This is a genomic window from Alteribacter populi (genome assembly GCF_002352765.1).
GTDB classification, from domain to species: domain Bacteria; phylum Bacillota; class Bacilli; order Bacillales; family Salisediminibacteriaceae; genus Alteribacter; species Alteribacter populi.
Map to the genome: position 1 here is coordinate 1,337,138 of NZ_KZ293963.1, position 12,286 is coordinate 1,349,423.

Sequence of the window (12,286 nt, forward strand, 5' to 3'; positions counted from 1 at the left end):
AAGGATGCTTGTAACGAGGGTGTCCCACAAGGTAAGCTTTGACCTTGTGGGACACCTTTTCATTGATCAAGATATTTTTTGTACACATCCGAAAGCCTTCGTGCCGCGTGTTTAAATTGAAAATTTGCTTCGACAAATTTGCGGCCATTTTCTGTTATCCAAGACGACACTTCCGGATGGTTTATGAAAAACTGTATGCCCCTAACAAACGCTACCTCGTTTTGATAATCCTCAATGAGATAGCCATTCATTTTATGGAGAATGACTTCACTGTTCCCTCCCCGGTTTGTAGTAACCACTGGGATTCCTGCAGCCATTGCCTCATAGTGAACTCTTGCTAGTGGTTCTTCCCATTGCGAAGGGCATACAAAAATATCACCTAACAAAAAAATATTGCCAATTTCATCAGCTGGAATAAACTTTGTGAAGACAATATTATTTTTTATCCCTTTTGCTCTATCATAAAGTTGCCACGTAAATCGATTCATACCGTTATCACTAAACCATTTCCCACCTACGACTAATAAAATCACATTCGGATCGTCTTTAATAAGCATTTGCATGGCATCGATTAACAAGTCAGGTCCCTTGTTTTTTGAAAGTCGGCCAACAAACAAAATAACCTTTTTATCCTTTACTCCAAAGCGTTCGCGGTATCGTTCACGAACGGACCTTCCTTCTTCACTCTCGCGTTTAGGAAACTTTGCTAAATCGACACCTGAATAAACAACTGTCGTTTTTTCTTCTGCTTCAGGAAATCGTTCAATCACTTTACACTTAATAAAATAACTGATCGTGACAATATGGGAAGCAGCGTGCACAACTTGCTCGCCTACCTCGTCGTTTATTTTACGTTCTGAAAGCATGTCATTGTGCAGTCCTAAAATGAACCGGCTTTCAGGTGAAGCTTTTTGGTATTCTAATAGGTACTCAGGGCGATTAAAAACATGAATAAGCTGAAACCTTCTTCTTTTAAGGTGGTTGGCAACGTCTTGTTCATAGGACTCTTTTGGAAAACGGATGTACTCGATTCCACCCTTAACCTCGTAACGCTTTAGCGCTGTGTCATTAATAGAATAAATGGTGAGGTGATACTCTTCTTTCAAGAAAGGTGCTACTCCATCGATAAACATTTGAATCGCCCCACCTTTAATTGCAGGTGCTGGTAAACTTTCAGTACAAATGAGGGCTACTTTCAACACTTTTCCCCTCTTACTTTCGTTAATTCGAACGCTGTTGTCCATTTGCAACGTAACACATCCCTGCTTGAGTAACTTTTTCACGTTGCAGTGCGTTACGGCAGTCCATTACGACATTACCTTTTAAGCGGGTTTTTACTTTACGCCAATCCGCATCGATAAACGACTGCCAGTCGGTTGCCAGGACAAGGGCATCCGCACCTTTTAAAACATCATACTTATCACGATGAGAAAAGAGAGTATCGTTAACTCTTTTTACAATCGGATCATAAGCGACGACATCCGCACCTTCTTCTTTTAACCTTTCAATCAACATTATTGCTGGAGAGTGACGGATATCATCTGTATTTGGTTTGAAACTTAACCCCCACACAGCGATTCGCTTTTTGTTCAAACTGCCGAGCTTTTCTTCAAGCTTTTTCATATAAACATCCACTTGCTGGTCATTCACTTCCGCTATGGATGGCAGCAGCTTTGTATTTATGTTTTTTCGCGTTGCAGCAAATATTAGCCCTTGTAAATCCTTTGGTAAACAAGAGCCTCCGTACCCAAGGCCGGACTTTAAGAATGCCGGTCCGATTCGTTGATCAGCTCCGATTCCTTGAGCCACTTCATTAACATCGACCCCGTAAGCCTCACAAATAGTTGAAATTTCATTGATGTAGGATATTTTCATCGCTAAAAAGACATTGGAGGCATATTTTATCATTTCAGCTCCCGTTAATGTCGTTACATAATAAGGTGCTTTAATAAATGAAAAAAGGGTTTTTAAAAGCTGGACAGGTGCTTCGTTTTTTGCCCCGATAACCATGCGATCAGGGGAAATCGTATCTTGAATTGCAGTCCCTTCCTTTAAAAACTCAGGATTGGAAACAACATCAAACAATTCTGGCTTCACTTTCTTTGTTAAAGCCTGATCCATCCACTCATTCGTACCTAAAGGAACGGTACTTTTGGTCACAATTATCGTGTATTTCTCGATTGCTTGGCTAATCTCATCAACGACTTGTTGAATGAAAGTAAGGTTTGGTGAACCATCACTTAATGGCGGAGTTCCAACTGCAATAAAAACAACTTCAGAAGATTGAATAGCCTCCCTCGTATTATTTGTAAACGATAGATGACCTTTTTTAACATTTCGTTCTAACATTTCCTGTAATCCTGGTTCGTAAAAGGGAACTTCACAAGATTTAAGTTGATTAAGCTTGTGGTGATTTTTATCTACGCAAAGAACACGATGACCGAATTCCGCCAAGACACATGATGTCGTTAGTCCTACGTATCCGGCACCGATTACACCAACATTCACACTTTTCTCCTCCCTTGAACGTTTTGACAAACATGTTGCTTTTATATCGTACTTCAAAGCAAATGGTTCGTTCCGAGGTTTCAGAAAAATGTATGAATACCTATAAGTGAATTGCCCGATTGCTTTTGGACAACCTTCATACGATATAAAAATTGAATACACCATAGTAAGACATAGAAAGGGGAATGATGATGAAAGTTAGAAAAGCGATCATTCCTGCAGCTGGATATGGGACGCGTAGCTTGCCAATTACAAAGGTGTTACCTAAAGAAATGTTTCCGATTGCAGGAAAGCCTGCCATTCACTACATTGTAGAAGAAGCCGTAGCTGCGGGAATCGAAGAAGTATTAATTATCGTATCGCGAAATAAAAATATGATATTAGATTATTTTGATCGTTCAATAGAGCTGGAAGCATTTTTAGCTTCAAAAAGTAAAGAACATTTACTTGAAAAAACGAGATTACCAAAAGTGCATATTCAATATATGAGACAGCCTTACGCAAGGGGATTAGGAGATGCGGTGTTATTAGGGGAACGCTTTGTCCATGATGAGCCTTTCGCTGTGCTATTGCCAGATGATTTTTATGTAGCAAGTGAAAAAGGAGCACTACAGCAGCTTTTGGAATCATTTGCAAAGAGTTCAAAAAGCACCGTTGCTGTTCAGGCGATGCCCGTTGATCACCTTCATCTATATGGTGTCATTAAAAAAGAGGCTAATGCGAAGTCTCTTCATAAAATAACAGATATTGTTGAGAAGCCATCAACTTCGCCACCTTCCAACCTAGCCGTTTGCGGACGCTATGTTTTTCAGCCAGACCTTTTTCAATACTTAAAAAAAGCGCCACTCGGTGTAGGCGACGAGGTTCAGCTCACAGATGCCATGAAGGAAATGGTAAAGGACTTTGAGTACAACGCCCTTGAAATCGATGGCGAGCGTTATGATTTAGGAAAGGACGAGGAATATTACCGACTCATTGAGTATTTCTTAAAAAACAAACCGTAAGAAGAGATAGAAAACAACCTCTGCAAAGTCACGGGTTAACTTGTGATGTGTAACACGAGAACACAGACTATTTCACAATGTAAATCATAAAGAAAACTTGGCTTACCGCCAATCCTTAATGGCGGAAGCCTTAGTTGCGTTATACTTTATTCCTTTAAAGAAGTTAAACTTTCTTAAAATAATAGTGGAGGCCAAATTCACTTGCCCGTAACATCATTCGAGACAAAAAAAGGTCAACACACAACAAACTATACAATAGAAATAACCCAGACCTATAGGATGGATTTAAATTAATACCAAAAATGTTTATAATGAAAATGCACAATTATCTTTCAATAATACCTGAATGAACGAAGGAGGGAAACAGATGAATAAAAAGATAAGATTGTTAGACATTGAAGACTACCCCTATTTGGAAGCGATGGATACGGGAATAGAAAATGATTATATAAAACGTATTTTCGAAAGACTTACAACGGAAAACCATCGTTTATACGGATTATTCATAGATAACCAACTGGTCAGTATGGGCGGATACTCCCTTTTTGCCCGAAAATATGCCATGTTAGGGCGACTACGGAGCGACCGCCGCTTTAGAGGGAACAATTTTACTACACAACTACTTAACCATATTAAAAACGAAGCCTTTCAAATGAACGGCATTCAGTGGGTAGGTGCAAATACGCAAGAGGATAATACACCTGCATGCCGTGTAATCGAAAAGTGTGGGTTAACTCCCCACACGACGTTACAAGCTGCAGTTACAAACGATACATCTGCACTTGAATCCGGGGCACAGCCATGGAACCCGATTGATTCTATCGAACGAAAGAAGGATTGGCTCAGAGAAGCTTATGTAAAATCATCGTCAGTTTTCCCTTATGAATGCTACTACTCCTTCCCTGCATCTGATGAATTATTTCAGGAGAATGACTTACGTGAATGGTCCTTTTATGAAAATGAAACGCAAACACGTGTACTCATTACCAAGCACGATCAAAAAAAGCATCATTATTTACACACGATCTATCCTTGGAATGACATCACTTCTCCAAAGGGGTTGTGGGAAACCATATCAAACGCTTACCACAAGCTAGCGAAGCAAACAGATGGAGACACCTACATATGGATGGATTTAACGAAGGAAGCCGTGCAATTTCTCCCCCCTGCTCACAAATTTGAACTACCTTCACCTTGGATTTTATACGGGATAGACAAGCAGACGTGGAGTAAAACGATATAAAAGGTAATATGAGTCTGTCTCAATCGGTGAAATAAATGACTTTTTGGTACAACCTCTTTCGTTTGTTAGCAGCTCTGAAGTGAACCTGATTCACGGTGTCTTCTTGCATCGGGCAACAGGTCAGCCGTATGTTTTAAAGTCTCAAGGATGCTTTCCCCTTGAGACGAGCGGCGTGAAGGAGGTAGCTGTCCGCTTATAAATCTTTTAAAAAAAGAGTGCCCAAAAGGCAGACCTTTTTGAGACACTCGTTTCCTTAAATGAAATTAATAAACGTAAGCTGAACCAACGATTATTAACAAAATGAATAGAACCACAATTAACGTAAAACCGCCATATTGACCCATTTTATCCACCCCCCAGACACCTGCTCTATTGAGATCCCTCTCTTTATAAGCATATGTCATGAGAATGAAATTGGATTAGACGACTTCACTAAAATTCTTGAGATTACATTAATCCAATCGTGTTGTAACCGCCATCAACATGAAGAAGTTCACCCGTCATCGCTCTGGACATGTCACTTAATAAGAATAGAGCGGTATCGCCGACTTCCTCCTGTTTAACCGTACGCTTAAGCGGTGCGTTCTCTTCAATTTCTTTTAACACTTCATTAAATCCACCAATTCCTTTAGCTGCAAGTGTACGGATCGGACCAGCGGAAATCGCGTTCACACGGATGTTTTCTTTTCCTAAGTCATTCGCTAAATACTTCACACTCGCATCGAGAGACGCTTTTGCTACACCCATGACATTGTAGTTTTTCACAACACGCTCGCCACCTAAATACGTAAGAGTCACGATACTGCCGCCTTCCTTCATGAGTGGACGGGCCGCTTTCGTAACAGCTGTTAACGAATAGGCGCTAATGTTTTGTGCGAGTAAAAATCCGTCTCTCGTTGTGTTTAAATATTCACCTTCTAGCTCCTCACGATTAGCAAATGCAATACAGTGAGCAATTCCATGAATCGTGCCTACTTCTTTTTCGATCTCCTGGAACGTTTTCTCCACTTCATCGTCGTTAGTGACGTCACATGGAAGAACGAGAGAGTCGTCTCGTTCTAACGAATCTGCAAGTTGCCTTACGTTTCTTTCCAGTCTTTCTCCTGCATATGTAAAAATTATCCTTGCTCCTGCATTCGCTAACGATTGCGTAATTCCCCAAGCAATGCTTCGTTTATTTGCTACTCCCATCACGACATAAGTACGATCTGATAAATCAATTTTCATCATTGAGCCTCCTCAAAAATTATAGCTAGTATTAATAGTTGGTACTAATTCATGTCTGTCATTATTATAGCAGATCTTTTTCAATGAGGACAGGCTCACGGTGGTTCTTATTACCCTTTACTCGTATTAATGTTTTTCATCGTATAGTTACACACTTTACACTCGAAGATGACGTTTTGATTCGACTGAGCCGTAAGTACATTTTGAATCGGAAAATGTTCGTTACATTCAGGACATTGAACGAGCGGTTCTTTCGTATTCACAGATAAGTTCCCCTTTTTTCGGATTTTTAGATATCTGAATGAATTTCATAATTCTGAGCCAAGGTAGTGCCACATGCCATAAACCGGCCTGTGGCACTACCTTTTTACTATTGTCTCAAACGCCTATTTTGATTCATTTCGTCTATACGTTCCGAAAGGTTGTCTTAATACTGTGGCTTTCGTACCTCGTTCATCTACTTGTGCTTCTTTTGTAAAGTAGACGATAAAACTGACCAGACGTGTTTTTTGAATGTAATATGGCAGTCTTTCCAAACGATAATGCCAGCTTACCGTCCCCCGTCGTGCACTTAGGATCAACATTAAATCCGTTTCTTCAAACGTTTCGTAATACGAATCCTTTAATTCTCCCCAGTCATCGACTTGCTCTACTTTCATTGTCAGGTCTGGTTTTATTGTAGCGAAGATCTGTTCATATTTTTCTTTTTCATCATCAACTACAATCAATAGTAGCTCAGCTCCAGTTCGACTTGCAAGCACTTTTGCTGTACGAAAGGCTTCGTGAGCTCCGGACATATGGTCGAAGCCTTTCGGAATGACCACTACAATTCTTTTCGTAATATTTAAAGGATGGGAAAGTTTACTTACCAAAACTTGGCGGTCGGTATATTCAATGAGTTGGTCAAGAACAGAACCGAACATATGACCACTCGAGGTCATTTCTCCGTTCCAGCCCACGACAACAGTAGAAATGCGATTATCTGTAATTGCGTAAGCCATCCGTTTAGCAGGGTGATCCCCTACACGTGTTAATGGACGGACCGGTATATCTGCTCCTGCTGCATATACAACCGCATGACCGAGCATTTTTTCCGCTTGAGCAATCTTGATTTCCCGGCTTTCATTATCCCCCTGAACCACGGTCATCGGATAAAGAGGTTCGTTCGATAATGGGTTCTTTAAGATGATCGCCAGTTCCAACAAATTATCCATCGTATCCGGGTTTGCCATTGGGATGAGAATACGCTCCGGCATTTGTTCTTCTTTAACCGGTTCATTCTCTTCTACGTAGGCCAGTTTCCGACCGATTTGTTCAGTAATAGACGGCCCAATAATACATGTAATTAAAATCATAATGATCACACCATTAACAACAGCTACGTCAAATAAACCAAGGTCGTACCCGACTAGTGTTGCAGCTAATGTCGCTGCTGCTTGCGGTATCGAGAGACCGAACATGACATTTCGTTCAAACGGCGTATAATCGTACATTTTTGACGTAATCGTTGCTGCGAGCCACTTTCCTATTATGACGAACGCAACAATGGACACAGCTAGTAATACTGATAAAGGATGCTCAATTAATATGCGAAAATCCATTAACATTCCTACTGAGAGAAGAAAAAACGGAATGAACAACGCATTTCCAACAAATTTAATCCGGTTCATGAGCGGTCCATTTTCTAATATCATACGGTTTAACGCAAGCCCGGCTAGAAAGGCACCGATAATCGGCTCCACCCCAGCAAGAATTGCTAAAAATGAACAGATAAACAGGACAGTCATGACAAACACATAGTCTAATGAGCCTCCACCACTGATTTTTATGAAAAACCTTTTTGATATATATGGCACACCGAAAATAATGATCGCAGAAAAGATCATCAATGAGACGAGCATCTGAACCCAAAATCCAACGGTTAGTTCTCCTTGCATCGCACCAGCCACAATAGCAAGGACAAGCATCGCCAACGTGTCAGTTAAAATTGTGCCCCCGACGGTTGTTGTAACTGCACGGTTTTTTGCAATTCCCATCCTGCTTGCAATCGGATAAGCAAGCAATGTGTGTGAACCAAGTAAAGAGCCTAGTAATAAAGAAGACCAAATATTATACCCTAACACAAGCCCTAGTCCTAATCCTAAAACACAGGGAATAAAAAATGAGAGAAGTCCGAATTCGATGCTTCGTTTCCGATATTTTTTAAAGCCATCTAAATCAATTTCTAAACCAGCAATAAAGATAATGTAAAGTAAACCTACCGTTCCTAAAAGGACAATAGTTTCATTTCGTTCTAACAAGCCAAGCCCATTTGGCCCTACAACCATCCCTGCGATCAAAACTCCAATGATACCTGGAACGCGGAGTCGTGTCATAATAAGGGGTGAAATGAGGAAAATAAGCATAGCCATCGCAAAAATAAATACAGGGTGAGCAGTTGGTTCAGTTACCATCTTATTCTCCTTTTCCAATCGTATCGTACTTGCTTTTACTAACTGGAACAAAAGCGCAAGGCGCCCTTACCCGGCGACATGCAAATGTTCTGTCCGATAAAAAGTGCTTTTTACTTTTGATCGGGCAGGTTATTTGACACGAGCCGATGGCGCCTGGAGCTAGACATCGAAACCTAGATTTTTATACTTTCTTAACTCGCAAAAAAATCGTACCAATCTTAGCTAACTCTTCTTATTTTGTCAATCGGTCGATTATTCATGAGTGTAGGATGCTTTGAGTTATCATGATACCTTTAGACAATCAACGCAAGTTTTAGGTATGTTTAACGATGGACAAGAAAGATCAATGAATAATATGGAGGCAAAGAAATGTTTGATATTATTGGTGATATTCACGGATGCTATGATGAAATGCTTGAATTATTAAAAAAACTCGGATATGAAATGGACGAAGGCAGTCTTCTTTCTCACCCTACCGACCGCCAAGCAGTATTTTTAGGCGACCTTACAGACCGCGGACCAAAATCTGTTGACGTATTAACATTTACAATCAAAAACTGGAAACAAAAACGAATCCTCTATTGTCCAGGAAACCACTGTGATAAACTTTATCGCTACTTTTTAGGAAGAAACGTAAAAATTAATAACGGCCTTGAAACCACAGTTGCCGAACTCAATCAACTCCCAACAAAGGCCTATACGTTTGTCTCTGAAGGGTTTAAACGTCTTATTGAAGAGTCTCCATTATACTTACAATTAGATGGCGATCATCTCGCCGTTGCGCATGCTGGGATCAAAGCTGATTACTTAGGTAAAACCTCTAAAAAAGTAAAAACCTTTGTCTTATACGGTGATATTACAGGTGAATCCCATCCCGATGGACGCCCTATAAGACGCGATTGGGCAAACAAGTATTCACATTCGACTTATGTCGTATATGGACATACGCCAGTTAAAGAGGCACGTGAGATGAACCATACGATAAACATAGACACAGGATGCGTATTTGGTAACAAACTAACGGCCTACCGCTGGCCGGAACGGGAACTCATGTCTGTCCCTTCAAATCAGCCATTCGTAAAAGAAAAATTTAAACCTATCGGTGAGTAGGAAGAGCCTTTTCGACTTTAGAATTTAACCATCAACGTTAGCAGATATATTATCAACCCTTGTATATTATCATTATCTTTTCAAATATATCGATCAGTCGACAAATAAACCTTATTTTCAACAGCCTTCACATTCCTTCGTTCACCGACATAAGAAAAACCGCGTCAGCTCGCATGTTTTAAAGTCTCAAGGATGCTTTTTCCTTGAGATGAGCGGCGTGAAGGTAACTGTTCACTTATAATTTCTTATTTTAAAATAAAAGGAACCCTTAAAGCTTTACGCTTCGGATTCCCTTAACCAAGCTGCTTCCATATCCTGTGGCAGCTTTTCTACATACGTATGCATTTTTCCAGTAAGCGGATGCTCAAAAGTTAGCTTCCACGAATGAAGAGCATGACGAGAGATCGTAGAACTGTTTCCACCGTAAAGCGTATCCCCTAACAACGGGTGGTTAATCGAAGCAAAATGGACACGAATTTGGTGTGTCCTTCCCGTTTCAAGCTGGACATGAACGAGGCTAGCGTTTCGACTTTCCGCTAACGCCTGATAATGCGTAATCGCAGGCTGGCCACCTGGGGAGACAATCCGTTCAATAATACTCGATTCTTTACGACCAATCGCTGCATCGATCGTCCCTTCCTTTTTCTCTAGCTGTCCCGACACAAGTGCCTGGTATTCACGGACGAGGTTACCCTTTTGTTGTGCCTTAACAAATAAATCATGAGCATAGCGGTGTTTGGCGACGATCATTAAACCCGAGGTGTCTTTATCGAGTCTATTGACAGCGTGAAACGTCGAAGGAACTCCCTCGCACTCATAATAACCAATCACAGCATGAGCTAATGAATAACCCGGTCGCTCCTTGGAAGGAACAGTTGGCAACCCTGCTGGTTTATGAACCACCATCATATGATCGTCTTCAGCAACAATCGAGAACGGATAAGTCTTTCCTGTTAACAGAGGGCTAACTTGTTCCGGGGGAAAAACGACCGTGATTTTGTCACCTGGTTTCACGAGTGCCCGTACCGTTTCCTCCCTGTCATTTACAAGTAACGCCCCTCCTTTGTACTTGATTTCTGCTAACGTCTTTCTGGACATCTGTTTTTCATCGCGAAGAAATTCCCGCAGCACTTTTCCTGAAAGTGACGGCGGGATCTCCCAAGTTATTGAAAGGTTCCTAAGATTTTTCATTATTTTCCTCATCATTAATCAGCTATAAACGATTCTTTTACCCGCTTCCAAAAAGGAAACGGTCTGAATCTTGCAAAGCGGACTTTTTCCTCAGCCACGCGACATTGAATAGATTTTACATCCTGCTGCAATAACGTTAAATGGTCAATGGTCACTTGAAAATCAACGTCATTTTTCGGCTTTAAAATGCAAGTGTGATGCTGCGGTAAAACAAGAGGAGAACCGACCGTTCGATACACGCGATTATTAATCGACGCCATTTCTGCTAGTTGAATCGACGCAAGTGATGGGTGCAGAATAGCCCCTCCTAATGCTTTATTATAGGCTGTACTACCTGATGGCGTCGATAAACAAAGTCCATCCCCACGAAACGTTTCGAAAAGCTCTCCTTTTATCTCGATGTCCATAACGAGTGACCCTTCCATACTCTTTACAGAACATTCATTCAAAGCTAAAAAACGCTCTGATTTTCTGTCTCCATTATGTCGGACAATCACTTCGAGAAGAGGATACTCGACGATTTTAAAAGGCGTTTTTGCAATATGGATCACCAGCTTCTCAACTTCATCCGGCTGCCAATCTGCGTAAAACCCTAAATGACCTGTATGAACACCGACAAATGCTGTATCATCCAGACGGTGACTATACTCATGAAACGCTTCGAGTAAAGTACCATCTCCCCCAACTGATATGACAATATCAGGGTTCTCTTTATCATAGGATAGTTCAAATTCATACAAATACGTTTTTATTTTTTGAGCAATGGCGTTAGATTTACGATCCCCTCTTGAAGATACAGTAAATTTCATCCTCACGTATCCTTTCCATTAAGATAAGAATTCGGTGGTTTTCGTATAGGGTCTCTCTTCGATGATATGATTTTCTGCGCATCCCGGACCTCTCCTCTAATTTGCGACATTTCTTCATCAAGACGAAAAGCCGCTTCGGCTGCGCGGTGAAGCCTTTCTTCAATATCTCCCGGGATTTTCCCTGCATATTTATATTGGAGAGAATGTTCAATTGTTGCCCAAAAATTCATAGCGAGCGTGCGGATTTGCAGCTCGACAAGTACCGGTTTTTCTCCATCAATGGTTTGTACAGGATACCTTAACACCATGTGGTATGAACGATACCCACTTTCTTTTTTATGCTTTATGTAGTCCCGTTCTTCGACAATCTGAAAATCTTTTCTCATTTTAATAAGCTCTGCCACCGTATCGATATCTCCGACAAACTGGCACATGATCCGAACTCCAGCAAGGTCTTGCATTTTTTCTTCGAGATCATCTAAACCGATATTTTTCCGTTTCGCCTTTTGCAGTATACTCGATACAGGCTTCACTCTGCCAGTGACAAATTCAATAGGAGTATGTTTCGGCGAAAACTGGTATTGTTCTCGAATCCCTCTAAGCTTTATTTTCAATTCATCTACAGCTTGTTTGTATGGGGCAAGCAGAACTTCCCATTCTTTCAATCAAATCACCACCACGGTCGGTTTGATTTTTTTCAATTTCTAGAAGCTGTTCACAACGTCCGGAAATTGTCTTTCT

Annotated in this window: 12 protein-coding genes; 3 read left to right on the forward strand and 9 right to left on the reverse strand. The window is 40.9% G+C overall.

Annotation, left to right across the window (positions count from 1 at the left end):
- Positions 1-59: 59 nt before the first annotated feature.
- Together CDZ94_RS06530 and CDZ94_RS06535 are read right to left on the reverse strand one after the other, a co-directional pair.
- The gene (locus CDZ94_RS06530) at positions 60-1,202 is read right to left on the reverse strand and encodes a glycosyltransferase family 4 protein (protein ID WP_198520825.1); all 1,143 of its coding nucleotides are present in this window, start codon (positions 1,200-1,202) and stop codon (positions 60-62) included.
- 19 nt (positions 1,203-1,221) lie between these two features.
- Positions 1,222-2,508: a UDP-glucose dehydrogenase family protein gene (locus tag CDZ94_RS06535; RefSeq protein ID WP_096435707.1), complete on the reverse strand. Its 1,287-nt coding sequence runs from the start codon at positions 2,506-2,508 to the stop codon at positions 1,222-1,224.
- A 191-nt stretch (positions 2,509-2,699) separates the two neighbouring features.
- On the opposite strand from CDZ94_RS06535, the gene CDZ94_RS06540 reads away from it, so the two are divergent.
- Complete coding sequence (locus tag CDZ94_RS06540; protein WP_096435708.1) at positions 2,700-3,512, forward strand: UTP--glucose-1-phosphate uridylyltransferase; 813 nt, start codon at positions 2,700-2,702, stop codon at positions 3,510-3,512.
- A 367-nt stretch (positions 3,513-3,879) separates the two neighbouring features.
- On the forward strand, positions 3,880-4,755 hold the full coding sequence (locus tag CDZ94_RS06545) for a GNAT family N-acetyltransferase (protein ID WP_096435709.1): 876 nt from the start codon (positions 3,880-3,882) through the stop codon (positions 4,753-4,755).
- A 263-nt stretch (positions 4,756-5,018) separates the two neighbouring features.
- On the opposite strand, the gene CDZ94_RS21055 is transcribed toward CDZ94_RS06545, so the two are convergent.
- From CDZ94_RS21055 to CDZ94_RS06565, 4 genes are all read right to left on the reverse strand, one after another.
- A complete protein-coding gene (locus CDZ94_RS21055; protein WP_100831646.1) occupies positions 5,019-5,099 on the reverse strand; it encodes a YjcZ family sporulation protein in 81 nt (26 codons plus the stop codon).
- Positions 5,100-5,202: 103 nt separating this feature from the next.
- Complete coding sequence (gene fabI, locus CDZ94_RS06555; protein WP_198520874.1) at positions 5,203-5,982, reverse strand: enoyl-ACP reductase FabI; 780 nt, start codon at positions 5,980-5,982, stop codon at positions 5,203-5,205.
- A 110-nt stretch (positions 5,983-6,092) separates the two neighbouring features.
- Positions 6,093-6,245 (reverse strand): hypothetical protein, encoded by a 153-nt coding sequence (locus tag CDZ94_RS21510; protein ID WP_096435712.1) that lies wholly within the window; start codon positions 6,243-6,245, stop codon positions 6,093-6,095.
- Between the two features lie 123 nt (positions 6,246-6,368).
- Positions 6,369-8,435 carry a cation:proton antiporter gene (locus CDZ94_RS06565; RefSeq protein WP_096435713.1) on the reverse strand — a complete coding sequence of 689 codons (2,067 nt, stop codon included), beginning with the start codon at positions 8,433-8,435 and terminating at the stop codon, positions 6,369-6,371.
- A 369-nt stretch (positions 8,436-8,804) separates the two neighbouring features.
- Here CDZ94_RS06565 and prpE point away from each other — a divergent pair, with 369 nt between their 5' ends.
- Positions 8,805-9,545 (forward strand): bis(5'-nucleosyl)-tetraphosphatase PrpE, encoded by a 741-nt coding sequence (prpE, locus tag CDZ94_RS06570; protein ID WP_096435714.1) that lies wholly within the window; start codon positions 8,805-8,807, stop codon positions 9,543-9,545.
- Between the two features lie 276 nt (positions 9,546-9,821).
- On the opposite strand, the gene CDZ94_RS06575 is transcribed toward prpE, so the two are convergent.
- Genes CDZ94_RS06575 through yjbM form a run of 3 tightly spaced genes read right to left on the reverse strand, consistent with a single transcriptional unit; the run spans position 9,822 to position 12,210 of the window.
- Entirely contained in the window at positions 9,822-10,736 is a 915-nt protein-coding gene (locus CDZ94_RS06575; RefSeq protein ID WP_096435715.1) for an RluA family pseudouridine synthase, read from the reverse strand.
- A 14-nt stretch (positions 10,737-10,750) separates the two neighbouring features.
- Positions 10,751-11,545 carry an NAD kinase gene (locus tag CDZ94_RS06580; RefSeq protein WP_096435716.1) on the reverse strand — a complete coding sequence of 265 codons (795 nt, stop codon included), beginning with the start codon at positions 11,543-11,545 and terminating at the stop codon, positions 10,751-10,753.
- A 2-nt stretch (positions 11,546-11,547) separates the two neighbouring features.
- A complete protein-coding gene (gene yjbM / locus CDZ94_RS06585) occupies positions 11,548-12,210 on the reverse strand; it encodes a GTP diphosphokinase (RefSeq protein WP_096435717.1) in 663 nt (220 codons plus the stop codon).
- Positions 12,211-12,286 lie beyond the last annotated feature (76 nt).

Coding starts and splice junctions, on each gene's coding strand:
- CDZ94_RS06540 (WP_096435708.1), top strand. CDS start 2,700: ATGAAAGTTAGAAAAGCGATCATTCCTGCAGCTGGATATGGGACGCGT.
- CDZ94_RS06545 (WP_096435709.1), top strand. CDS start 3,880: ATGAATAAAAAGATAAGATTGTTAGACATTGAAGACTACCCCTATTTG.
- CDZ94_RS06565 (WP_096435713.1), bottom strand. CDS start 8,435: ATGGTAACTGAACCAACTGCTCACCCTGTATTTATTTTTGCGATGGCT.
- fabI (WP_198520874.1), bottom strand. CDS start 5,982: ATGAAAATTGATTTATCAGATCGTACTTATGTCGTGATGGGAGTAGCA.
- CDZ94_RS06575 (WP_096435715.1), bottom strand. CDS start 10,736: ATGAAAAATCTTAGGAACCTTTCAATAACTTGGGAGATCCCGCCGTCA.
- CDZ94_RS06580 (WP_096435716.1), bottom strand. CDS start 11,545: ATGAAATTTACTGTATCTTCAAGAGGGGATCGTAAATCTAACGCCATT.
- CDZ94_RS21055 (WP_100831646.1), bottom strand. CDS start 5,099: ATGGGTCAATATGGCGGTTTTACGTTAATTGTGGTTCTATTCATTTTG.
- prpE (WP_096435714.1), top strand. CDS start 8,805: ATGTTTGATATTATTGGTGATATTCACGGATGCTATGATGAAATGCTT.